Source organism: Streptomyces sp. NPDC037013 (assembly GCF_055607265.1).
The window spans coordinates 130,042-153,970 of sequence record NZ_JBVJRV010000011.1 but is presented as its reverse complement, the minus strand read 5'-3'; the positions used below and the strand labels follow the sequence as shown (position 1 = coordinate 153,970).

At 70.1% G+C, this 23,929-nt stretch carries 15 protein-coding genes; 9 read left to right on the top strand and 6 right to left on the bottom strand.

The window, feature by feature from the left end:
• Nucleotides 1-6: 6 nt before the first annotated feature.
• Both ACZ7DY_RS34955 and ACZ7DY_RS34950 read left to right on the top strand, forming a co-directional pair.
• Nucleotides 7-2,754, top strand: a complete 2,748-nt coding sequence (locus tag ACZ7DY_RS34955; RefSeq protein WP_471142860.1) for a hypothetical protein — start codon at nt 7-9, stop codon at nt 2,752-2,754.
• Nucleotides 2,751-4,535 carry a hypothetical protein gene (locus ACZ7DY_RS34950; protein ID WP_471142858.1) on the top strand — a complete coding sequence of 595 codons (1,785 nt, stop codon included), beginning with the start codon at nt 2,751-2,753 and terminating at the stop codon, nt 4,533-4,535. The genes ACZ7DY_RS34955 and ACZ7DY_RS34950 overlap by 4 nt, the downstream gene beginning before the upstream one ends.
• A 183-nt stretch (nt 4,536-4,718) precedes the next feature.
• On the opposite strand, the gene ACZ7DY_RS34945 is transcribed toward ACZ7DY_RS34950, so the two are convergent.
• The 6 genes from ACZ7DY_RS34945 to ACZ7DY_RS34920 all read right to left on the bottom strand — a co-directional run bounded on the left by ACZ7DY_RS34945 (nt 4,719) and on the right by ACZ7DY_RS34920 (nt 11,450).
• Nucleotides 4,719-5,645, bottom strand: a complete 927-nt coding sequence (locus ACZ7DY_RS34945) for a fatty acid desaturase family protein (protein ID WP_471142856.1) — start codon at nt 5,643-5,645, stop codon at nt 4,719-4,721.
• Nucleotides 5,646-5,674: 29 nt separating this feature from the next.
• The gene (locus tag ACZ7DY_RS34940) at nt 5,675-6,940 is read right to left on the bottom strand and encodes a lysine N(6)-hydroxylase/L-ornithine N(5)-oxygenase family protein (RefSeq protein WP_471142854.1); all 1,266 of its coding nucleotides are present in this window, start codon (nt 6,938-6,940) and stop codon (nt 5,675-5,677) included.
• 85 nt (nt 6,941-7,025) lie between these two features.
• Nucleotides 7,026-8,246, bottom strand: coding sequence for an ATP-grasp domain-containing protein (locus tag ACZ7DY_RS34935; protein WP_471142851.1), 1,221 nt, complete (start codon nt 8,244-8,246; stop codon nt 7,026-7,028).
• On the bottom strand, nt 8,243-9,025 hold the full coding sequence (locus tag ACZ7DY_RS34930) for a hypothetical protein (protein WP_471142848.1): 783 nt from the start codon (nt 9,023-9,025) through the stop codon (nt 8,243-8,245). Before ACZ7DY_RS34930 ends, ACZ7DY_RS34935 begins: the two co-directional genes overlap by 4 nt.
• A complete protein-coding gene (locus ACZ7DY_RS34925) occupies nt 9,022-10,242 on the bottom strand; it encodes an argininosuccinate synthase-related protein (RefSeq protein ID WP_471142846.1) in 1,221 nt (406 codons plus the stop codon). Before ACZ7DY_RS34925 ends, ACZ7DY_RS34930 begins: the two co-directional genes overlap by 4 nt.
• A gap of 74 nt (nt 10,243-10,316) precedes the next feature.
• A complete protein-coding gene (locus ACZ7DY_RS34920; protein WP_471142843.1) occupies nt 10,317-11,450 on the bottom strand; it encodes a hypothetical protein in 1,134 nt (377 codons plus the stop codon).
• Nucleotides 11,451-12,044: 594 nt separating this feature from the next.
• On the opposite strand from ACZ7DY_RS34920, the gene gpmI reads away from it, so the two are divergent.
• The 7 genes from gpmI (at nt 12,045) to ACZ7DY_RS34885 (ending at nt 23,921) form a co-directional block, all read left to right on the top strand.
• Nucleotides 12,045-13,520, top strand: coding sequence for a 2,3-bisphosphoglycerate-independent phosphoglycerate mutase (gene gpmI, locus ACZ7DY_RS34915; RefSeq protein ID WP_471142840.1), 1,476 nt, complete (start codon nt 12,045-12,047; stop codon nt 13,518-13,520).
• A gap of 10 nt (nt 13,521-13,530) precedes the next feature.
• Complete coding sequence (locus ACZ7DY_RS34910; protein ID WP_471142837.1) at nt 13,531-14,373, top strand: TauD/TfdA family dioxygenase; 843 nt, start codon at nt 13,531-13,533, stop codon at nt 14,371-14,373.
• A 143-nt stretch (nt 14,374-14,516) separates the two neighbouring features.
• Complete coding sequence (locus ACZ7DY_RS34905; RefSeq protein WP_471142835.1) at nt 14,517-15,371, top strand: isocitrate lyase/phosphoenolpyruvate mutase family protein; 855 nt, start codon at nt 14,517-14,519, stop codon at nt 15,369-15,371.
• On the top strand, nt 15,368-16,495 hold the full coding sequence (aepY, locus tag ACZ7DY_RS34900; RefSeq protein ID WP_471142834.1) for a phosphonopyruvate decarboxylase: 1,128 nt from the start codon (nt 15,368-15,370) through the stop codon (nt 16,493-16,495). The genes ACZ7DY_RS34905 and aepY overlap by 4 nt, the downstream gene beginning before the upstream one ends.
• A complete protein-coding gene (locus ACZ7DY_RS34895; protein ID WP_471142831.1) occupies nt 16,485-17,639 on the top strand; it encodes a phosphonoacetaldehyde reductase in 1,155 nt (384 codons plus the stop codon). Before aepY ends, ACZ7DY_RS34895 begins: the two co-directional genes overlap by 11 nt.
• A 17-nt stretch (nt 17,640-17,656) precedes the next feature.
• Complete coding sequence (locus ACZ7DY_RS34890; protein ID WP_471142828.1) at nt 17,657-22,630, top strand: amino acid adenylation domain-containing protein; 4,974 nt, start codon at nt 17,657-17,659, stop codon at nt 22,628-22,630.
• Between the two features lie 37 nt (nt 22,631-22,667).
• Complete coding sequence (locus tag ACZ7DY_RS34885) at nt 22,668-23,921, top strand: biotin carboxylase N-terminal domain-containing protein (protein WP_471142825.1); 1,254 nt, start codon at nt 22,668-22,670, stop codon at nt 23,919-23,921.
• The last annotated feature ends 8 nt before the right edge of the window (nt 23,922-23,929 follow it).

Below are 23,929 nucleotides of genomic sequence, written 5' to 3'. Positions count from 1 at the left end.
GAACTCGTGGCACTGATCGTGACATTCACCGGCAGGACACCTCTGGGCACGGCGGGCGGCGGCCTGCCGCACCAGATCTGGTCCTACTCCGTACAACCCGGCATTGCGTCCGACCTGCGCATCGGCCAGCGCATCGCCCTGGCGATCCCGGCGGACGCCGATGTGCGCGACCCCCGACTTTTCCCCGGCGTGGCCGCCCTGGAGGGCATGTTCGTCGAACCCGACGGCGGCCTGAGCCGCACCTATACGGGGCGGGTCATCACTTCACTGGGCACGCAGACCCTCGCCTTCGTCGCCCCGCCCGCCCAGCAGGAGCGCGAGCTGTTCCTGGTGACACGCTCCGGTTCCACCCCGTGGACGGTGACGCCCTTCGCCAAGGCGCCGGGCGACGACGTGGGGAACACCCAGGTGCTTCCCGCCCCCGCCCCGACCCCCAGGGCCCCCAACGGCCGCCCGGTCACCGAATTCGCCGGGACCCTGCCTTACGCCAGCGAACTCTTCGGCGTCTACCAGCCGCTGCCCGGATGGCTCGGGTACTCCAACAGCAGTCGTCTGGCCGAGGTGGGCGGCGGCGAGCGCCCCGCGCGTGAGCTGTTCAGCGGCGAGGCAGCACGTGACCTCGACATCCCTGGTCTCGGTCCCCTTCTCTGGACGCCAGACGATGCCGGGGGCTCCGCACTCGCGCTGCCGCAGCCGCCCACCGAGGGCATCCTCAGTCCGGTGGGCCTGGTGGACCTCTTCCGTGAGTACTTCTTCGAGTTCGACACGTTCCTGGGCGCCCCCGTCGGCCACCTCTGGCTCAGCCCCGGCGGCACCGTGGAAGTGGTGGAGACCTCCACCCGCCGCACCCTCGTCGAGCGCAGCGCAGAGCAGTCCGAGGAGAGCGTCGTACGCACGGAGGAGTCCCTGACCGACCAGACCGACGTCGCCGACGCGGTCAAGGAGGACAACGCCAGCGAGACCTCCCTCGGCGTCACCGCCAACGCGGGCGCGAGCTATGTCGGCATCGCGCACGCCGACGTCAGCACCAGCTACAGCACCAAGAACACCACCAACAGGTCCTCGGAGGTGACGCACAAGCACAGCAGGACCCAGAGCTCCAAGGTCAGCAGCGAGATCCACCGAAACTTCAAGACCACCTTCAAGACGGTGACGGAGACCACCGACACCTCCAGCCGCCGCTACGTCGTCCAGAACACCACCGACCGGCTCGTCAACTACGAGCTGCGCCGCAAGATGCGCAAGGTCGGCGTCCAGCTCCAGCACATCGGCACCCAGATGAGCTGGCAGGTCTTCGTCGGCGACCCGGGGCGCGGCCTGGGCCTCGGAGAACTGCTGCACGTGGTCGAGGCACCCGACCTGACCTCGCTGAAGAAGCCGGTGCCGCCGGACCCGCTGGGCCTCACCCAGACCGGCTACACCGACATCTTCCCCGCCCAGCAGCACCCCACGAGTGAGAACGCGCCCCATCTGGCCGAGGACTGGACCCCTCAGCAGGGGTTCGACCGGCTCTGGCACGGCCACTCAGACGAGTACCTGATCGCGCACTTCGACTTCACCCCGGTCTCTCCCGGCCCCGGGTACAAGCTCAGCGCCAAGGTCGAGAAGCCGATCCGGCTGAAGGAGGCGAAGGCGGGCAATGGCAGCGGCACCAAGTTCCTCGCCGACTACGAGATCATCGACCGCGACTCGGGGCAATTCCGCGTCAACTGCAAGCTCGTCAACTTCGCCACCAGCAACTACGTCAGCCTCAGCTTCATCATCTTCTGGGACCCGCCGGACGTGAACCCCGCGCAGGCGGCCTACGAACGCGATCTGGCCGAGTACCGCAAAGAAGTGGCCAAGCTCCAGCGTGCCGCGTACGCCCGCGCCGTACGGGAACGGGTGGAGCTGGTCAGCAAGGTGCACAGGCGCCCGCCGGAGGAACTGCGGAAGGAAGAGCGCCAGTCGGTCTTCGCCAACCTGATCACCCAGCTCGACCTCTTCCACGGACGCCGCCCCCATCTCGGCTCCGAGCTGATCCGGCAGATGTTCGACGTCGACCGCATGCTCTACTTCGTCGCCCCGGACTTCTGGCGGCCCGGCGCCGCGTCCGCCGCAGGCGAGCACTCCCAGGGCCGGGTCCCCGTGCCGACGCACAACTGGGACCTCACCGAGGGCGATCCGCTCGCCGGCGCGACCGTGCCCAGCCACTACGCGCACACCAGCGCCAACAACCCGCCGGAGGCCGCACACCCGGTCAACCTGGGCAAGCCCGAATGGCGCATCAACTACCCGCTCACCGAGAACGCGCAGGCCGCGCCGATGGGAAGCTCCCTGGGCTGGCTGATCCAGGCCGACGGCGACGAACGCCGCAACGAATTCCTCAACTCCGCGTGGGTCACCGCCGTCCTCCCCATCCGGGCGGGGCACGAGGTCGAGGCCCTCGGCTGGCTGATGGGCGCACACGTCGAGGGCGAGGCCGCACTCGCCAAGCCCTACCCCTGGCAGACGGGCGACCCGGACACCTACCGGGACAAGACCATCGGCCAGGTCCTGGAGCTACGCGCCAAGGAACTTCAAGAGAAGAACACAGACATCGCCAACACGCTGCGGGCGGAGAAGGTCTTCGAGACCGGCTTCGACCCGCTCGACGGCGGCTTCCGGCCCGCAGAGCCGTACAAGGTCTTCGACCAATGGGTGGAGGTGCTGCCGACCGACCAGGTGGTCGCGGTCGAGGTCCAGTACGACCCCAAGACCGGGCAGCAGCGGTGAGGCTGCGCATCTCCTGGGCCGACCGGCCGCACTTCCTGCTCCAGGGGGCGGTGGCGGAGATCCACCTGGACCCGCCCTTCCCCGACTGGTGGCAGAGGGGCACCGGCCGGGCCGTGGCACCGCTCTCCCAGGATGCCACGGGCGTGGTCTTCGACGTCCCCGCCAAGACGCCGATGCGACTCGACGTGCGGGTCACCCCCTCGGCCGCAGGCCGCACCGGTCCCGTCGGCCTGGAAGTCGTCCAGTTGCTCCGGCTCACCGAGCAAGGCGTGCCCCTGTACGACGGGCACGCCATCAACCGCACGGTCGTGGCGATGCGCAAGACCCACCCCGGCGATGACGTCGTACCGGGGCAGAAGCCCGTCGTGCTCCCGGATGGCGGCCCCGCGCAGGTCTTCACCGGGCCCCACCCGCTCCTCACCACGGGCCCCCGCGCCGCCTCACTGCGCGTCGCCGCCGACTTCCTCGACATCACCGGCCTGTGGTGGGAACTGCACCACAAACCGACGCTCCGCAGGGAAGTGCCGGGCTCCCCTGCCTCCTACCGCCGGTGGCACTTCAACTCCTGGTACCTCGATCCGGACTGCGCCGGGCAGCCCACCCGGCTGCGCGTGCTGGCCAGCACCTGGGGCGTGCCATTGGTCTGGTTCGCGGCCCTGCCGCCCACCGCGATGGGCCCGCTCCCCGCGCAGACCCGGGTCGGCGGCGCGGTCTTCTATCGCCCCGTCATCAGCGCCTACCCCTACCCGTCGGACCGCGAGAAGGGTCTGACCTCCCCCGTGCACAGCCTGCTGGGCATGGAACAGCTCGCCCGGTATCTGCTCCAGGGGCGCAACCGCTCCCAGGCCCGGCGCATCGGCTTTTACTCCCCGTACGACATCCTGCTCCTGGATCACTTCCGCAGGTCCGAGGAGGCGGAGGAAGAGGTCGGACCGCAGACCTGGCCGAGCAAGCACATCGTGAACCTGCCCGTCGCCCTGGAGCACCAGTTGGCCCGTTCCGCCGCCCGCCTGAAGGAAGCGGACAACCCCGAGCAGCGGGTACTGCTGATGCCCTGGCCCGCCGCGCCCGGCGTCGACGGCGCCTACAACCACACGATGCGCGCGGGACTGGCCCCGCACATCGCCCAGGCAGTGGCGCTGCTCTGGTCGACCGGGGCACTCGGCGGCCGGGGCCAACCGTTGTCCGTTCGCGGTCTCACTCCCATCGCGTTCCACGGCGGCTCCTCCGCGCCATTGCGGCTGGACCCGCTGCTGTGGATCGCGGGCTACAGCCGTGGCGGGGACGCCGTCACCAGGACCGTGGAGAACAACGGCGAGAGCCTCGCCCGCGTGATCTCGGTCGACGACGGCCGGATCGACCGCCACCGCGACGGCTTGCTCCGGGCCGCCGCCTCGGCGGCCCGCGCGGGGCGGCGCCTGCGGGTGTTCGTGGTGAAGTCCCCGCACACCGGACCTGTCCCCCGCTCCCTGCTCGACGCGATGACCCGCGCGAAGGCCGACGTCACACTGCTGCCGGGCGGCGACTACACCGCCTTCTGGGCACGGTTCCCCAAGGGGTCGGCCTGGCAGCGCTACTTGTTCGCCGACTGGGACAAACACCCGGATGACGTGGCCAAGGACCTGGCCGCGGAGACCCGCGCCGCCGCGCGGGACAAGGAGTACGAGAACCAGTACGACGCCATGCGGCACATGCTGGCCGTCGTCGGCGGCCAAATCTTCGACACGGAGCCCCAACACCCGTCCAGCCGCGGCTTCCTGGAGGAGTGCTTCGGCCCCTGACTGGGCGTTGCGCCGCTGGTACATGAGCCGGCCGACGCTCCGCTCGATCGTCCAGCGTCTCGGAATGACCGTGAACTCACGTACGCCCGGCGACAGGACGCTGATGCGTTGGCGGGCGAGGCGGAGGGGGCCCGTATGGGGCCCAACCACCGTCCGACCGCATTGGTAGGAGTGTGTCTGTTCTCAGGTGCGTCGGCGGCTGTTGCGAGAGGCCTCTTGCAGGACCTTCCGGTAGAAGGTCACGTAGCTCTCCTCGGTGTGCGTGGCCCACTTCTTGGCCAGCGGATGGCGCTCCGAGAGCCGGTTGATCGGGACGACCATCGCGGCGTGGTGCTCGACGTGGAAGTTGTTGCCGTTGGTGAACCACTGGCTGAACCGGCTGCCGCTGATGGTCCGAGTGTTGCGCAGCACATCGGTGCTGTCGTTGTCGCACAGCACGTGCTCCGGCAGTTCGAGCAGGAAGTGCATCGGAATCGACAGCAGGAGCGGTACGACCCACAGCACCAGGACGGCGTAACCGTGGCCCGTGGCCGTCAGCCCCACGGCGGCCAGGACGAAGACCGCGAACAGGCGGTACTCGGCGATCACCTGGCGCTTGGCTCGCTCGGCGATCTGGCCCATGGTGTACACCCAGCTGCCGCGGCAGCTCTTGACGACGTCCACGCCGACCTGCCCCAGCCGTGCGGGGCTGAAGGTGCCCCGGAGCAGGACGCCCCAGGTCAGCGGAGCGCGGGAGTCGAAACCGAAGAACTCGGAGTCGTCCGGAGTACCGAGGTACTTGTGATGCTGGAGGTGCTGGACCCGGTAGTGGCTGTACGCGGACAGCAGCGGCAGTCCGAGCAAGAAGCCGACCGGACGGTGCGTGGCGCTGCGGCGGAACGCGGAATGATGCAGGCACTGATGCTGGAGTTCCACCATGTGCGTGTAGATGGCGGCGAGCAGGAACTCGCCGAAGAGCACCGCCCCCCATCCGCCGTTCAGGGCGAGGAACCCGCCCAGGGCGCAGCTGAGGAGTGCCACGGCGATCTTCAGGAGAAAGACCCGCTCGTCCCGGGATGAGACTCGTGCTCGGGCGAACAGCGCGTCGGCTGCGTCTCTATCAGTGTTCATGATCTCTCTCGTGGGCGGATCCGAACCGACTACTGCCAGGCCACCGTGGTCGTGCCGGCATCCGTGCGGTACACCTCGCGGCCCAGCACGGAGTTGATGATCTGAGCACTGCGCCAGGCGCCGAGGCTGAGCACGGTGTCGTTGAGACCGTGGCTGTACTCTCCGAAGCTCTGGACGTAGATGCGCAGGCCGTCCGGCCCCGTCCAGTCCAGCGAGTAGTCGGGGCTGATCCGGAACCGTCCGTCCTCGACGGGCAGTTGGTCCTGAAGCGGCTTGAGGTACTCCGGGATGCCGGCGCGATAGCCCGTGCAGAAGATCACCAGGTCTGCAGGGACTTGTTCGACCGCGTCGTGGTTGAGGTCGTTCAGCGCGACCGTGTACTGCTCGCCGTCCTGCTCCAGGCCGACGGCCCGCCGATGCGTGAGCAGCCGGTGGCGCAGGCCGGATTCGAGGACGTAGTCGAGGTGGTAGAGCCGCTGGTAAATAGAGGCCACCAATTGGTCGGTGATCCCGTCACCGCCGGACTCGCGCTGCTCCCTGACGATCTCCGCACGGCGTGCGGCGGGCAGAGCAGTGAAGTAGTCGACGTAGCTGACCGAGAACCACTCGTTGTTGAACGGCGAGTCGTCCAGCGGCTGGAAGCCTGCCCTGCTGGACGTCCACGTCAGCGAGGCGGGCAGGTTGTGCTCGTCGGCGAGCATGTGGTTCACGATCTCGGCGCCGCTCTGTCCGGCGCCGACGACCACGACCCGCCGGTCCCGCCACTCGGGGCGGGCAGCGGCCATGTTGCTGCTGTGCAGGACGCGGCTGCCCTCGAAGGGCTTCGCGAAGTCGGGCATCCGGGGTTCGGACCCCGAGCCGAGGACGAGTGTCTTCGAGGTGCGGGATTCGCCGCCGCCGGTGGTGACCTGGAAGCCGTCGTCGGTGATGGACACGGACTCCACGCGCTTGTCCCAGCGGATGGAGGGGAGTTGCGCCGCCGCCCACTGGTAGTACTGCTCGAACTCCCGGCGGGAACAGCTGAGTCCGTTGGCCTCCAGGAACCGGAACGCTCTTCCTTCCTGCACGATGAAGTTGAGGAAGGAGAACCGGCTGGTGGGGTCCACGAGCGTCACGAGATCGCGGAAGTAGGTCACCGTGAGCTGGGAGTCGGGCAGCATCAGCCCCGGGTGCCAGCGGAACTCCGGTCCGGCTTCCAGGAATTCGGCGCGGACCTCGGTGAGCGGGGCGGAGAGCGCCGCCAGGCTCAGGTTCGCCGGTCCCACACCTATGCCGATCAGATCAAGGTCAGGCATTCCATATCTTTCGTTCAGAGAGCGAAGTTCTGCCGTTGGGTGCTACGGCGCCGGTCCGGCCGTGGGGAATGACCGCGGGGCGCCGCTACCGCCAGTACTCGTTCTGGATGCAGGCGATCCGGTGCGTGAGGGAGTCGTCGTCAGGGGCTTTGATCACGTAGGAGTCGAGGAAGTCGGTGGAGTGGCGGACCCCGCCCCGGCCGTTGCCAGCGCTGTTGTGCTGGATGTGCTCGACGACGCCGAGCTCGTTCATCCGCGCGGTGTCGATGCCGCGCGCTTCGCCGCCGCCGGGGTAGTACGCGATGAAGCCGCACGTCCCCTGCGCGTTCTCGGAGCCGGTGCCGAGCGGGACGTCGAGCCCCGCGTCGATACGGATCTGGGCCTCGACGATGTTGAAGCCGTACTGCCACTGGAGGACGGGCGGGATGATGCCGCCCGGCGGGCGCCCGGCAACCTCGCAGAAGACGAGTTCGTCGCCCGGGGTGTGGAACACCTCCAGGTGCGTGGTGCCGTCCTGGAGTCCCAGCGCGGTGAGCACCCGGGCGTTGAGTTCGGTGATCCGCCGCACCAGCTCGCCCTCGCGCACCAGGACGGTGCCGAAGATCCCGCCGGGTGAGTAACTCGCCGGGTCGGCCAGGTATTTGCCCACGCTGCTGAACCTGATCCGCCCGTCCCGCACCACGGAGTCGCAGTGGTAGATCTGGCCGGTGACGAACTCCTCGATCTCGTAGCGCGAGCCCGACAGGTCCAGGCCCGCGGTGATGTCGCGTGCCTCTTGGAGCGACTCGACGATGTAGAGGTCCTTGGCCGCCAGTCCCCAGCGGTTCTTGATGACCTTGCGTCCGGTGCTCCAGTCCACCTTGGTGAGGTCGTCCGGGAAGTCGAGCGCGGCGAAGGCGGGAACCTGCGCGGCGCCGGCGGCACGCACGGCCTCCTTCATCCGCACCTTGTCCCGGAAGCGCAGCGCCGTGTCGTGGTCCAGGCCGGCCAGCCCGAACTTCGAGCGCATCTCGGCGGCCAGGAGCACCGCGCGTTCGTGTACGGCGATGACCCGGCTGATGGGCTGGGTGCGCAGCGTCCACTCACAGACCGCCCGCCACCGGTCCTCTTCCTCGGCGTCGCACACCGCCACATGGTCGAGGGGGTGGTCGGCCAGTCCGCTGACGCCGCCGTGGTACTGGTTGCGGGTCACCATGTGGATGTCGATCTCGGAGGTCGGCAGGATGTAGTCGCCGCCCCGGTTGAAGTGCGAGTAGGGGTGGTTGTTGATGAAAAGGGCGGTCGGCTTCGTCGGCGCAGTCGTCATCGTGCGTCCCCCTCCACGGATTCCCGGCGGTCGTCGCAGTCGGCCTCTCGCAGCCCCAGGGGCCGGCCGAGAGCCCAGCGCGTCAGGTCCAGGCCGGTCAGCCGCCGGAGCAGCGCTGCCTCTTCGTCGTCGCCGGGGAGGTGCTCGGCGGCGGTGACGCGGACCTCGCCGTCGTTCGCCCACAGGCGGATGCGGGCCGGTCCGTTCTCCAGCCCGGTACTGCCGAGGAAACGGTTCAGCGCGGTTTGTGCGGCGCCGTACTCCTGCGGGGAAAGGCACTGCTTCGGTACGACGTCCTCGGGCCGCCCCGGCGTCGACCGGCTGTCGATCACCGCCGGCCAGCGGTGGGTGCCGTCACAGGTGAAGGTGTACGCGGTGAGCTCCCTGCCGCCGCTGCCCGCCTCGGTCACCCCGGCGGCCATGCGCTTGAGCACCTCGACCGGCGTGCCGGGCGTGCCGAGCAGCGCGTTCGCGACGGCAGCAGGCATGAGGCCCCGCGCGCTCAGGGAGACCACCGCGGCGGGGGCCAGCGGCCGCAGCACCGCCTCGACGAAGCCGGCGAAGCCCTCGCCCGTCTCCCCGTCGCCGAACGTCTCGGCGAAGTCCACCGTGTAGTACCCCGAGTAGTCGTCCACGAGGTCCTGCACCGGCGCGCCGGGGGACTGCACGAAGACGGTGTGACAGTCGAGGGAGTGCGCGATCCTCGCCGTGCGCACGCTCGCGTCGATGACGACCAGACGCCGGTCGGCGAGCTGTGCCCTCGTGTCGGCTCCTATCACTGCAATCCTCCGTTGTCGTATGGCGATGCCGCGGCGAGGCCCGAGAGCTCGTCCCTTATCGACGCCGCCTCCCACTCCTCCCGGCTGCGGACATACCGGGGGAGCTCGGCGACGATGGACGTGGTCGACGTCCGCGCGCCCGCGAGCCGCCACTTCACGGACCCGGAGACGGGCGCCACGGCCTGGGTGATGAAGGCCTGGCAGGCGACGCGGAGTTCGCCGAACCACCGTCCCTCCAACACCTCGCGGACCCAGAGCTGCTCCATGTGAAGCTTCTCCCGCAGGAGTTCGGCGTCGAGCGCCGCCGTCTCCAGGTGGCGGCGCGAGGCCAGCATCAGCCAGGCCGCCGGCATCTCGCGCACTTCGAGGACCTTGACCCCGCCAGGCAGATGCTCCAGACCGGTGTGCCGCCCCAGTCCGTGGGCGCCCACCTGCATGTTCAGCCGCTCGATGAGCGTGGCGAGCGGCAGCTCGCGTCCGTCCAGGGCGACGGGCACCCCGGCTCGGAAGGTCACCTCCACCTCCTCGGACGGGCTGGTCTCCCGCTCGGCGCTCCAGCGGAAGCAGGACTCCGGGACGGCGTGGTCCTCGGGGTCGTCGAGGGCCCCGGACTCGAACTCCCGACACCACAGGTTGGAGTCGCCGCTGGCCGAGCGCTCGGCCATCTCGTCCAGGCCGATGGCCCGCAACTCCTTGATCTTCCGCTCGCGGTCCACCGGTTCGAGGTCGTAGGGGCTGCCGAAGTGCCCCTCGAACCCCAGCTGCTCCAACGCCCCGTTCAGCCTGCGCAGGGTGTTCTGGGAGCGGTTGGCGGTGTGCAGGATGACCTCGGCGCCCAGCTCCTGGGCCAGCTCCGTCGCCGTGCGGGCGATCAGCGGCCGGCTCAGCGAGGAGCTGACGGGGTGCGTGTCCAGGTACACCGCGTGGGCGGTGATCGCCGGCCGGACGAATTCATCGGCGAAGGCCGTGAGCCGGTCGAGGGCATGGAGCCGCACCCCCATGGCGTTCGCGATCCGCCGGAGATGGGGAAGGCTTTCGTCACCTCCCACCCCCACGCTCAGGGCGTGCACCTCGGTGGCCCCTGCCTGCACCAGACGGTGCAGGAGGTAGGAGCTGTCCAGACCTCCGCTGAACAGCGTCACCACGGGACGCCGCAGGTCGACATCGCCATGGATGATGTCGCGGAAGGAACGGATCCTCCTCCGGCTTGTCTTCACACCATACGTCCTTATCGTTCAGCCGGTTCCGGCAGTGAGGGTGGTCGCGGCCAGTGGCGCCGCGGCGTCGGCGTTCAGGAAGAGACGGCGGCGGCGTCGGCCGTGCAGTCCTTGAGGAAAGAGAGCTTCGAATAGAAGTTCCGCTCGGCGGCGATGCCGTCCTTGGCCAGAAAGGCCTCCACCAGGCCGGTCAGACGCCCCAGTTCATCGTCGATGGAGGAGGAGTCCATTCCCTCGTGCCGCCGGGTTTCGAGATACTCCATCTCGACCTGCCGGAGCTTGCGTCCGCCGGGTCCGTCCACGGTGGTCTCGTCCGACTCGATACCGAAGCAGTGCCCGGTGGCCAGTGACTGCACATTCACGTCGAACCGGGTGCGGCGGAAGCTCGGCAGACGCCGGAACGCCAGGTGGGGGAACTCCCGGGACAGATACTCGTCGAAGTTCTGGTCCGGCACTTCCACACCCTTGCGGAATATCTCCGTCCGACGCAGGGCGTCTGCGGGAAACGTCTTCATTTTGAGCTGGTACCGGCCGTCCGGATTCTCCTGGAAGGCGTAGTGCCCGGCTTCCTCGGCCGGGGCGACGACTTCGTAGTTGTGCTGGACGAAGTGCCACCGGGTGAGTTCGTATCCGGGGTCGGTGATGAAACCGGGAAATTCGCCGTTCTCGACGGACGTCCAGATGTCCTTGGAGAGGGACCAGATGGACGCGTCGTCCAGGAGTGTCACTTTCTGTTCGATCTCGACGCCCTTCTCGTAGGGAAGGTAGGCGTTGTTCTCGATGCGAAGGTAGTCCTGGAGTGCCGTGCGATGGCGCAGGGCCTCGGCGATGATTTCGGGAAGTCCGGCATCGGCGGCATGGTGGAATCGGGCCGCCCGGACGAACAATGTCCCCATCGTGCGAACACGGGCGCACATCAGCACTTCCGTGAAAGGCCGGTCCGCGACCGTATGGGTGCGGAGCAGCATCAGCGGTGCGAGCGCTGCGTGGAGGGAACGGGCTGAGCTGAGGGCGCGGCTCAGGTAAGCGGTGAACTCCTCGGGGAATCGGGTGCACGCCCAGGTGGTGAGGGGTTCGGCCGGCTGGGGAAGCGGCCGGGCTGCTCCCGCTTCGTCGATCAGGGAGATCGCCTGTGACGTGGTGTCTTCCTGGCGCAGCAGTTCCATGGCGCGGGTGCCGATGCCCGCCGCCGGGGCCAGTTCGGCCACGACGACCGGCGTGCCTTCCGTCCGTGCGACGGAGTACTGGTGGGCAATGTCCGCAAGGACGAGACGCCTGGTGACGCCGGTGCCGGGCCCCGCAGTGCTTTCGGTCGACTGCACTGTCAAAGCAACTCCTCGAATCGAGATACTCGGGGCGACAGACGAGTCTTCGGCAAATCCCTTGAGGCGGCAGGGGAAAGAGCGGAGCGGAAGGGCCGAATTCTCGATGGGACTGACGCGCCTGACCGGAATCCGCCTGGCCCGGGTCGCTGCCCGCAGGATTACCGGAATCAGGAATTCCGGAAACGGATGAGCGGGTTTGCCAGGCGGGATGACTCAACCCTCAGGGGCCGAGAAGATCACAACGAGGAGGCACACTAGGCCGGTTTGCGGACGAGAGTCAACGACAATTTCCGAAGCCGCATCGGCGGCTTCCGTGCGATCCGGCCCTTAGCCGAGTGATTCACTTGAAAAGTATCAAAACGGTCACACAATGTCGCCGCCGCTCACCTAAAAAATTCCCCCTTGACGCTTACTGTTCATTCAGCGAGGCTTGCAGCGATCTTGCCCGGCCCAGTTCGTCAACAGTGGAGGATTCTCGTGGGTGACACAACGCAGCGCCTTGTGCTGCTTGTGCTGGATGGGTTCGGGTGGGCCCCTGAGGGCAGACACAATCCACTGACGGAAGCCCACATTCCATTTCTCGATGGACTGGCCGAAAAGTGTCCCCCGACACTGCTGGAGGCGTCAGGTTCGGTGGTCGGACTTCCCGCTGGACAGGTCGGAAACTCCGAAGTCGGACATCTGACCATCGGGGCGGGGCGCACCATCAAGCAGGCGGTGGTGAAAATCGGCCAGGCCGTCGCCGAAAACGGCCTCCGGGGCAGCGCCGAACTGGCCGAAGTCTTCGCCCGGTCACGGGCCGCCGACACCCCGGTGCACGTCGTGGGCATCGCCTCCCACGGCGGCGCCCACGGCCACATCGACCACATCGCCGCCGTGCTCGACCTGGCTGCGCACTACGGCTGGTCGGAGCGGACCTATGTGCACGCGATCAGCGACGGCCGCGACGTGCCGGCCCGCAGCGCCCTGGACGACCTCACGCAACTGGAGGAGAAGGGCGCCCGGATCGCCACCGTAGTCGGACGCAAGCTGGCCATGGACCGCTCCGGCCGCATGGAGCGCACCGCCACCGTCATGGCCGCGCTGACCGGGCAGGACGGGTCGGCCGCGACCGCGACCCACTGGCGTGACGCGGTCGCCGAGCAGTACGGCGCCGGCCTCAAAGACGAGGATCTGCAACCGATCGTGACCGAGGCCCCCCGCGTCGCGGCCGAGGACGAGATCATCCTGACAAACTTCCGCCCCGACGGCCTGCGCCAGCTAGCCACACTGCTCGCCAAGAGCGGCCGCCCGCTGACCACGATGACCCGGTACAGCGACGACATCCCCGCCTCCGTGGTCTTCGACCAGGACCGGGTGGAGGGCACCCTGGCTCAGGCGGTCGCCGAGGCCGGCCTCGCCCAGGTGCACATCGCCGAACGGGAGAAGTACGGCCACGTCACCTACCTCCTCAACGGCTATACCCAGCAACTCCAGCCGGGGGAACGGCACATCCTCGTAGACAGCAGGACGGACGTGCCGAGCTTCGCCCAGGCCCCCGAGATGTCCGCCCGGGAGATCACCGCCGAGCTGGTGCGCGAACTCGCCTCTGGCGAGGTCCAGTTCCTGGTCGCCAACCTGGCCAACGTCGACACCGTCGGGCACACCGGTGACTACGACGCGGTCCGCCAGGCCGCCGAAGTGGTCGACAGCTGCCTTGCGGAGATCGCCCGGGCCGCCGAGGACCATGGCGCCTTCCTGGTGATCACCGCCGATCACGGCAACGGCGAGAGCATGCGCGAGGCCGACGGCACCACGCCCAGCACCCGGCACACTGCCAACCCGGTGCCTCTGTGGGTGCTCGGACCGAACCGCACGTTGGCGCCGACCGGGGACCTGCGCGACATCGCGCCCACCTGCCTCCACCTCCTGGGCATCCGCCCCCCCGCGGCCATGTCCGGACAAGTTCTGTAAAGGACCCCAGATGACCAGGCGTCACGCCTTCGACCCGGTGCGGTTCGAACTCCCTTCGCACCTGGCGAAAGGAGCCACCCGCGAAGCCCTGCGCGCCGAACTCCTGCCCCACGCGCAGCGCTGCCTGGACGGCAGCCCCGGCTGTTTCGTCGTTACCGGGCTGAACCACCTCGACGAGGAGGAGTACCGCCAGTTCGCCCTCACCGCCTCCGCGGCACTGGGCGACCTGGTCCCCCAGGACAGCAAGGGCACGCTCCTGCGCGAGGTCCGCTACCGCGGCGTGGAGCTGGGCGAGGGTGCCACCGGCCGCTACTCCGACTCCCGCACCGGCGGCAGCCTGCACACCGACTCCCCGCACCGGCCGACCGCGGTGCCCGATTACTTCGCCCTGGCCTGCGTGCACCAGGCCGCCGTGGGCGGCGACCTGGTCCTGGTGCGGCTGTCCGACATCCTGGACCGGCTCAGCGACCGGCCGGACGTGATCGAGACGTTGCGCCGGCCCGTGCACTTCGACACCCGGGACGACACCCCGGGAGCCCCCCGCACGGTGCTGCGCCCCGTCCTGGAACGACGCGCGGGCCGGGACTACGTGCACTACCTGCGGGACTACATCGAGATCGGCCACCGCCGACCGGACATCCCGCCACTGACGGACGATCAGATCCGCGCGTTCGGAGCGCTCGACGCCCTGCTCGACGACCCCGAACTGCGGTCCCAGGACCGGCTCGAGGAAGGCGAGATGATCTTCATCGACAACCGGTGGACCCTGCACGGCCGGGTGGAGTTCCGTGACAGCGAGCACGGCCACCAGCGCCTGATGCTGCGCACCTGGATCGCCGCCGCCACCTCCTGAGCCCACCCCGCGTCGCCGCACAGCTCCACCCGCGACACCCTCCCGGTCCCGTGGCATGCCCCTGCGTGCCGCCGGCCCTTCCCCTGCCGTCGGGGAACCGCCCTGCGGTCCTGTCTCCGACGCCATTCAAAGGAGCAGCAAGCTTGACCTCTCATCGGTCCTTCCGCGAACTCATGGCTCAAGGCGAACTGGTGCGGGTCGCAGGCGCACACGACGCCCTGGGTGCCACCCTGGCCCAGCAGGCCGGCTTCCAGGCGGTGTGGGCGTCCAGCTTCGAGGTCTCGGCCTCGCGGTGCCTGCCCGACGCCAGCATCCTGACCATGACCGAGTACCTCGCCGCCGCCGCGAACATGCAGAAGGCGATCGACATCCCCGTCGTCGCGGACGTGGACACCGGCTACGGCAACAACCTGAACGTCGCGCACATGGTCCACGAGTACGAGGCGGCCGGCATCACCGCCGTCTGCATCGAGGACAAGCTCTTCCCCAAGGTGAACAGCTTCGCCGCCACCTCCCACGACCTCCTCCCGCTGCCCGACTTCACCGCCAAGCTGCGCACGGCCAAGTCGGCCCAGCAGGGCGAGGACTTCTACGTGATCGCCCGCACCGAGTCCCTGATCAACGGCCTCGGCGTCGATGAAGCCCTCGAACGCTGCGCCGCCTACGCCGACGCCGGTGCCGATGCCGTACTCATCCACTCCAAGAAGAAGGACGAACGCGAGGTCGTCGAGTTCCTCGACGGATGGGACGGACGACGGCCCGTGGTGATCGTGCCGACCACCTACCCGCAGTGGTCCGCGGCGGAGGCGACCAAGCACGGGGTCTCCGTGGTCATCTACGCCAACCAGGGGCTGCGCGCCACGGTCCAGGCGCTGCGCGACACGTTCCGCACCATCTATGACGACGGCACCTCGCTCGGCGTCGAGTCCGGCATCGCGCCGGTCTCGGACGTATTCGCCCTCCAGCGTCTGGACGATTGGCTGGCCCTCGAAGCGTGATATCCAACGACGAATTCTGCACAGCCCTCACCGAACGCGGTTTCGACTTCGTCGCCGGCGTCCCGTGCTCCTACTTCAGCGGGCCGATCGCCCGGCTTACCCGCGAGGGCGTCTACCTCCCGGCCGCGAACGAGGGAGCCGCGCTGGCCGCGGCGGCGGGCGCCGCAGTCGCCGGACACCGAGCGGCGGTCATCGCCCAGAACTCGGGCCTCGGCAACCTCATCAACCCGCTGACCTCCCTGACCCGGACGTACGACATCCCCGTCCTGGTCTTCATGAGCTTGCGCGGCTGGCCCGACCCTGCCCAGGACGAGCCCCAGCACGCAGTGATGGGCACCTCCACGCACCGGATCCTCGACGCGGTGGGCGTGCCCCACATCACCGTCCCCGCGACCGCCGACGCCGCCGAATTCCGGGCCGTCCTCGACCGCGCGGAGGAGGAACTGGCCGCGCGCCGGACCGTGTTCGTGCTCACCCAGAAGGGGGCCGTCGAGAAGTACACGGCGCCCGCCGCCGCCGAAGCCCCGGCCGACCGGCCCAGCCGTATCGACGTACTGCGCGCCATCGAGCACCTCCTGGACGGCACCGCGGTCGTGTCGACGACCGGCTACACCTCCCGCGAACTGTTTGGGGTCACCGGCTCGAAGAACCACTTCTACATGCAGGGCTCGATGGGGCACGCCACCGCGTTCGGCCTCGGCGCCGCCCTGCGCACCCCCGGCCGCGCCGTCGTCGTCCTGGACGGCGACGGCGCGGCCATCATGCACCTGGGCACGGTCTCCTCCGTGGGCGCCGCGGCACCGCACAACCTCGTCCACGTCATCTTCGACAACGGCACCTACGAATCCACCGGCGGGCAGGCGACCACCTCCCCGTCCACGGACTTCGCCGGCGTCGCCGAAGCCGCCGGCTACGCCTCGGCCCGCGTCTGCGACACCGTCGAGGACATCACCTCGGCCCTGGCCACGGCACTGCGGGGGGACGGCCCGCACCTCGTCGTCGCCAAGGTGGCCGGCAGCGGCACCGCGGCCTTCTCCCGGGCCACCGCCGCCATGACCACGACCGACATACGCGAGGGCTTCGCGGCACAGCTCCGCAACGAAGGGACATCCCGTGCCGGATGACCTCTCCACCCTGGGCGGCACACCCAAGGTGCTGTTCGGAGCGGGCGCGGCCGACCGCCTCGACGCTCTGGTCGCCGACCACGAGCCGCATCGCGTCCTGGTGGTAGCCACCGAACGCGGCTTGGAGCGGGCCGGGTTCGGGCACTGGCGGACGAGCCCCGTCCACCGCGTGTTCTCCGCGTTCCGGCCCAACCCCGATCTCCAGGACGTACTGGTCGGCTGCGCCCTGCGGGACAGCTGGCAGCCGGACCTCGTCGTCGGCCTCGGCGGCGGCAGCTCCATGGACGTGGCCAAGATGGTGCGCGCCCTGCCGGCCGACGGTGCCGCCGCCCGCGCCTGCCTGGGCGCGGGCCCGGCACACCTGGCCGCCGGGCCCGGGACATTGATCCTGGTCCCCACCACCAGCGGCACGGGCAGCGAGGTCACGCAGTTCGCCACGGTCTTCGACGGGGAACGCAAGTACTCCTTCGACCATCCCCTGGCCGCCGCCACCTGCTCCGTCGTCGATCCGTCACTGACCGCGACCTGCCCGCCCGAGGTCACGACGAGCTGCGCGATGGACGCCCTGTGCCACGCGGTCGAATCGCTGTGGGCGCGCCGCTCCGACGACGGCTCGCGCGCCCTCGCTCTCCGCGCGCTGCAGGGCCTGACCGGACCCCTGGCCGAGGGCCTGAAGGACACCTCGCTGCCCGTCCGGGAACAGCTGGCCCGCTCGGCGGTGGAGGCGGGATGGGCCATCAACGTCACCCGCACCACTGCCGCGCACGCCTTCGCCTACCGGCTGACCAGCCACCACGGCGTCCCGCACGGGGTGGCCTGCATGGTCAACCTGCAATGGCTGTACGCCTACAACACCCAGCACGTCGACACCCACTGCGACGACGACAGGGGCGCCGCCCACGTCCGGTCCCAGCTGAACACCGTGGCGGCCGCCTGGGGCCTGGAGCCCGGCCAGGTACCCGGACACCTGGCCCGCCTGCTGTCCGACCTGGGCTGGTCACCACGCCTGTCCGACTACGGACTGACCGAGCGCGAGCTGCCGACCTATGTTGCCGCGGGCCTCGGCTCCACGGCACGGGCCGCCAACAACCCCGTACGACTGGATGAATCGCTGGTGCTGATGGCGCTGCGCGCCATCCACTGACGTGGAAGGAAGAGGGCATGAGACGGGCCGCTCCCTATGGGGCATGGACGTCCCCCATCTCCGCGGCGGACGTCGCCGCCACGGACAGTCACGCCAACTGGCCCGGGTTCGTCGGTGACGAGATCTGGTGGTCCGAGCGCCTGCCCCACGAGGGCGGCCGGACGACGCTGGTGCGTGCGGTCGAGGGCGGCGGCGCGCGCAGCGTGCTCCCGCCGCCCTGGAACGTGCGCAGCAGAGTCATGGAGTACGGGGGCCGCGCCTGGGCGGGGGTGATGACCGGACGCGGTCCGCTGATCGTGTTCGTCCACGCCCAGGACCAGCGCATGTACGGCTTCGAGCCCGACGTCCCCGGCGCCCTGCCCCGGCCGCTCACGCCCGCCGCCCCCGACGGACCCGCGCTGAGCTGGGCCGACCCCGTCCTGCGCACCGACGCCGCGGGAACGCCGAACGAGGTGTGGTGCGTACGGGAGAGCACCACCTCGGGTGACGCCCCCCAACGCGACCTGGTGGCCGTCCCGTTGGACGGCCGGGCCGCCGACGACCTCGCCGCCGTACGCCCCTTGGCCTCCGGCCACGACTTCGTGACCGGACCGCGCATCTCGCCGGACGGCCGGCACGTCGCGTGGATCGGCTGGGACCACCCCGCCATGCCCTGGGACGAGAGCCGGGCCTGCGTCGCACGGATCCACGAGGACGGCACCCTGTCCGCCGCCCGCACCGTGGTCGGCGGGTCCGAGGAGTCCGTGGCACAGGTCGAGTGGACCGACGACGGCAGCCTGTACGTCATCACCGACCGCTCGGGCTGGTGGAACGTCCATCGGGCCGACCCTGCAGGAACCGCCTCGGACACCGTCAACGTCTGCCCGCGCGAGGAGGAGTTCGCCGGTGCCCTGGGTAAGCTCGGGCTCACCTGGTGCGCTCCGCTGCCCGGCGGTCGCCTGGCGGTCATCCACGGCACACACTCCACCCGCCTGTCGGTCCTCGACCCGGCCACCGGTGAACTGACCGCGCTGCCCGGCCCGTTCACCGAGTGGAAGCCCCTCCTGGCGAGCCGCGGCGACCAGTTGGTCGCCGTAGGGGCCAGCACGGACCGCGACTTCACCGCCGTACTCGTCGACACGTCCGACGGCACCTGGACCGCCCTGTCCGAACCGCGGGCCACCGCCCGCCCCGACCTGCTGCCCCGCCCCGAGGGCAGAACGTTCACGGGCCCGGACGGCCGCCAGGTGCACGCCGTAGTCTTCCCGCCGCACCACCCGGACTTCACCGGGCTCCCCGACGAGCGGCCCCCGTACGTGGTGTTCGCGCACAGCGGCCCCACCGGCCGCTTCCCCATGGCCTACGACTTGCAGATCGCCTATCTCACCAGCCGGGGCATCGGCGTCGTCGGCGTCAACTACGGTGGCTCGACCGGATATGGCCGCGCCTACCGCGACCGGCTGCGGCACGCCTGGGGCGTCGCCGATGTCGCGGACTGCGCCCTCGTGGCCGAGGCCCTGGCCGCGGAGGGCAGCGCCGACCCCCGGCGGCTGGCGATCCGCGGGGCGAGCGCAGGCGGCTGGACGGCGGCCGTGTCGGTCACCACCCTGGACACCTACTGCTGTGCGGCCCTGCACTACCCCGTTCTGGACCCCGTCACCTGGCGCAACGCCCAGAACGGCGGGTTCGAGGCCCACTACCTGGACACGCTCATCGGCCCGTGGCCGCAGGCCGAGAGGGAGTACGTGACCCGCTCGCCCGCCCACGCGGCAGCCCGCGTCGCCGTGCCCTTCCTCCTGCTCCAGGGCAGCGCCGACCCGATCTGCCCGCCCGCCCAGGCGGAGATCTTTCTGGCCGGTGTGCGTCCCGAGGCGGCCCCGTACCGGCACCGTGTGTTCGACGGCGAACGGCACGGCTTCAAGCGCGCCGCCACCATCGTGGAGTGCGTCGAGGCCGAACTGGCGCTGTTCCGCAGCGCCTTCGGCGTGCCGGAGGACGCCATGCCATCCGGACCGACAGAGCTCGTCGACGCTTTGGTCGACGCCCAGGCGCGGTGCGCGCCCGACCACATCGCCGTCCGGGACGCGACCGGCAGCTGGACCTATGCCGAGCTGCTGGCACGCGCCGACCGCCTGGCCGACGCCCTGCGCACGGCCGGGGCGCGCCCGGGCGACCGGGTCGGTATCCACCTGGACCGCTCCCGCGACCTGGTGGCCGGGCTCCTGGCCGTGCTGCGCGCCGGGTGCTGCTACCTGCCGCTGGACCCGCAGTACCCGCCGGACCGCCTGCAGTTCATGATCGATGACGCCCGTCCCGCCGCGACCCTGACCAGTCGCACCCTGCCCGCCCTCCCGCACGGCGGCGGGAGGCGGCTCGTGCACGTCGAGGAGGTCGGCGACGCCGTCACTGCACCGGACGAGCGGGCACCGGCGACCCGCGGCCCGGACGACCCCGCCATCGTCATCTACACATCCGGTTCCACCGGCACGCCCAAGGGAGTGGTGCTCCCGCACCGGGGCATCGCCGCCATTCTGCGCCACAGCCGGGACGCGTTCAGCTTCACCGAGGACGACTCGGTGCTGGCGCTGGCCGCGTTCTCGTTCGACTTCGCCCAGCTGGAGATCCTGCTGCCGCTGATCAGCGGCGGCACCGTGCACCTGATGGACCGGGCCGTGGCCCGCGACCCGGAGCTGCTCGAAGCGGCCATCCAGGAGTACGGCGCCACCTTCGTGATGGGCACGCCGTCCATGTTCAGCGCGCTCACCGCCTTCGGCTGGCGGCCGCCGGGCGGACTGCGCATCGTCTCGGGCGGGGAGAGTCTGACCCCCGCCCTCACCGCGGCCCTCAGCTCCGCGGGCGCACTGTGGAACATCTACGGCCCCACCGAGACGTCGATCTACTCGCTGTACGAACGGGTGGTGACGGGCGCCGCGCCGGTGGACGTGGGTGTGACCATCGGCCGGCCCGTACCCGGCACGACCGTCGAGCTCCTGCGGGACGGTCAGCGGTGCCCGGACGGCGACATCGGCGAAATACACATCGGCGGCCCCGGGGTGGCCACCGGCTACCTCGACCGTCCCGAACTGACCGCGGAACGCTTCATCGGGGATCCCTTCCGGCCCGGCGAGCGCCTCTACCGCACCGGCGACCTCGCCCGCCGCCTGCCCGACGGACGCTACGCCTACGAAGGCCGCGCCGACGACCAGGTGAAGATCCGCGGACACCGGGTGGAACTGGGCGAGGTCGAAGCCCGGCTCGCCCGGCATGACGACGTCCGTGCGGCGGCCGTGGTCGCGGAACAGGGTCATCACTCCCTGCGGCTGGCCGCCTATGTGGTGATGGCGGACGGCGTGCGCGCCGACACCAGCGGCCTGCGCCCCTACCTGGCCCGGTATCTGCCCGAGTACGCGCTGCCGCACCGCATCGTAGCGATCCCCGAGATCCCGCTCAGCCCCAACGGCAAGACGGACCGCCGGGCACTGCGCGCGGCGGCGCACGCCCGGCCCGCTCCGGCGGAGGGGCTGGCCGGGGTGTGGCGTGACGTGCTCGGCGTCGCGGACGTCGCCCCCACGGACAGCTTCTTCGCCCTCGGCGGCGACAGCCTCAGCGCGATGGAGGTGACCATCCGTGCCCGCGACCTCGGCATTCCCCTGCGCCCCGCCGACCTGTACCGGGGCGGCACCCTGGGCGAGGTGAGCGAGCTCGTGGCGGACCGCCACGGTGCCGCACCGGGCGCCGATCTGCCCACCGCGCTCTCCCCGGCACAACATCGCTTCCTCGACTGGGGCTACCGGGAGGCCGACCACTACAACACCTCGCTGCTCCTGGACGTGGCCGACACCGTCGACCGTACGGCTCTCGAAGAGGCCCTGACCCGGCTCGCCGAGCGGCACCCGGCACTGCGGCTCCGGCTGCACGGCACCACACCCGTGACCGACCGGGCGGTGCGAGCCCCGCTGTCATGGCACGAACTGCCCACAACGCACAGCGAGGAGGAGACGGAACGCGCCTTCCTCAAGGAGGCCGAGCGCGTCCAGCAATCCTTGAGCCTGCGCGACGGCCCGGTATGGCGGGCTGCCTTCTTCGCCGGGCAGGACGGACACCGACTCCTGCTGGTCTTCCACCACTTCATCGCCGACGGCATGTCCCTGAAGATCATCGCCCGTGATCTCAGCGCCTTGTACGAGCCCGTCGCCACCCCGGGCGCCATGACCGGACCGCCGCGCGCCGCGGTGTCCTGGTCCGTGCACGCCGGAACCCTGCACCGGTTCGTCAACGGGCCGCTCGGCGAGCACTTTCTGCGCCGCTGGGAGGCCCTGCCATGGCCGTCCTTCAGCACTCTTCCTGCCGATCGCCCGGACGGCAGCATGCATCTGAGCCACATCAGATCCTTCTGGACCGACCTGCCGCTGCCCGAGGGCAACGCCCTCCGCCAGGAGGAACTGCTCATCGCCGCACTGGCCGCCGCGGTGGCCGGAGCGACGGGCAGCGGCACCGGCGCCGTCGAGGTGTGCCGCCACGGCCGCACCGACCCGACCGGCGGACCCGGCTACGCCGACACCGTGGGCTGGCTCAACAGCATCGCGCCTTACCTGCTGCGCCTGCCGGAAGCCGCCGGGGACGACCGGATCGCGGCGGCGCTCGCCCACCAGATCGCGGAGATCCGCGACATGGAGCAGACCTGGGGCGCCCTGCTTCATTTGCACGACGACGCGACCGTGCGCGACCGGATCGCCGCACTGCCCGCACCAGACGTCTACCTGAACTTCCTCGGCGCCCGCATGCACGACGTCGAGCTGTCCGGACCGTTCCGGCCGCGCGGCGGGGAGGTCGGCACGGAGATGACGCCCGACCGCACCCAGCCGTACCGCATCAAGATCTACGCGGAGACAACCCCCGACGCCCTCCGGCTGCAGTGGCAATACAGCTCCGACGTCGACAACGAGGACAGGATCCGGCACATCGCGCAGGACTGCACCCGCTGGCTGGACCGCCTGTCCCGCCGCCCCTGACCGCCCTTCCGCCGCCCGCACTGGAGAAACACACCGCATGCAGCACGTACTCATCGCCAACCGCGCGGCGATCGCCGCGCGCGCCGCGCGCACCTGCCGCGGCATGAACCTGGAATCGACCGCGCTGTCGGCCCACACCGACACCCAGAGCACGCATGTCTCCTGGGCGGACCACGAGATCACGGTGGCCGGCCACGGTCTGCCCGACACCTACGACTCGGCCGAGAAGGTCCTGGACGCCGTGGACCGCAGCGGCGTCGACTGCGTGTACCCGGGATACGGATCGCTGGCCGAGAACGCCGAGTTCGTCGCGGGTCTGGAGGAGCGGGGAGTCACCTTCGTGGGGCCGTCGGCGCAGGCCCTGCGCCTTGCGGGCAGCAAGGCCGAGGCAGCCGAGGCCGCCCAGCGGGTCGGTGTTCCCGTGCTCCCGCACGCGTCCGGCCGGGGCCGCGACGAAGTTCTCGTCCAGGTCCGCGAGATCGGTCTGCCCGCCGTCCTCAAACCGGAGTTCGGCTACGGCGGCCAGGGAGTGCGCATCGCCCACACCCTCGCTGACGTCGAACAGGCCCTGGCGGCGAGCCCGGTCGGCACGTCCTGGTACGTGGAGAAGTACCTGCCCGTCAACCAAGTGGTCGGCATCTCCCTGGCCATCGACCGGGACGGCACCGTGCTGCCGCTGGGCGAACGCGAGAGCCTGCTCGTCGCCGACGGCCTCAAACTCCTGGAAGCGTCACCCGTCGCCGACGTGGACGCCCCGACGCTGGCCGCGATGCGCGCGGACGCGGCGAGCATCGCAAGGGAGTTCGGCCTGTGCAACGTCATGACGGTGGAGTTCATAGTCGGCCCGGACCGCTACTACTTCCTGGAGGTCAACGGCCGACTCCCGCTCGCCTACCAGATGTCTGAGAGCCAGATGGACATCGACCTCGTCGAGCTTCAGCTGCGGATCGCCCGCGGCGAGCCCGTCCCGGCCGACGCGCACCCCGTCGACCGCGCCCGGCACTGCCTGGAGGCACGGCTTTTCGTCCACCCGTCGGAACTGGGCTCGTTCCCCGACGTGGGCGCGCTCTCCCGGTTCGAGATGGCCGAGGAGGCGGGAGTGTCATTCACCTGGACGGTCGATCCCGCGCGTCCGGTCACCTACGAACTCATCCTTGCCCAGGCGCTCGCCGCGGGTTCCTCGCGCGCCGCGGCCGCCCGCCTGCTGCGCAAGGGCCTGGAGGTGTCCCACGTGGAGGGGCTGCGCTGCTATCGGCAGGAGATCCTGCACCGCCTGAACGACGAGTGCTGAGACGCCCA

Coding starts and splice junctions, on each gene's coding strand:
- ACZ7DY_RS34945 (WP_471142856.1), bottom strand. CDS start 5,645: ATGAACACTGATAGAGACGCAGCCGACGCGCTGTTCGCCCGAGCACGA.
- ACZ7DY_RS34940 (WP_471142854.1), bottom strand. CDS start 6,940: ATGCCTGACCTTGATCTGATCGGCATAGGTGTGGGACCGGCGAACCTG.
- ACZ7DY_RS34935 (WP_471142851.1), bottom strand. CDS start 8,246: ATGACGACTGCGCCGACGAAGCCGACCGCCCTTTTCATCAACAACCAC.
- ACZ7DY_RS34890 (WP_471142828.1), top strand. CDS start 17,657: ATGAGACGGGCCGCTCCCTATGGGGCATGGACGTCCCCCATCTCCGCG.
- ACZ7DY_RS34910 (WP_471142837.1), top strand. CDS start 13,531: ATGACCAGGCGTCACGCCTTCGACCCGGTGCGGTTCGAACTCCCTTCG.
- ACZ7DY_RS34885 (WP_471142825.1), top strand. CDS start 22,668: ATGCAGCACGTACTCATCGCCAACCGCGCGGCGATCGCCGCGCGCGCC.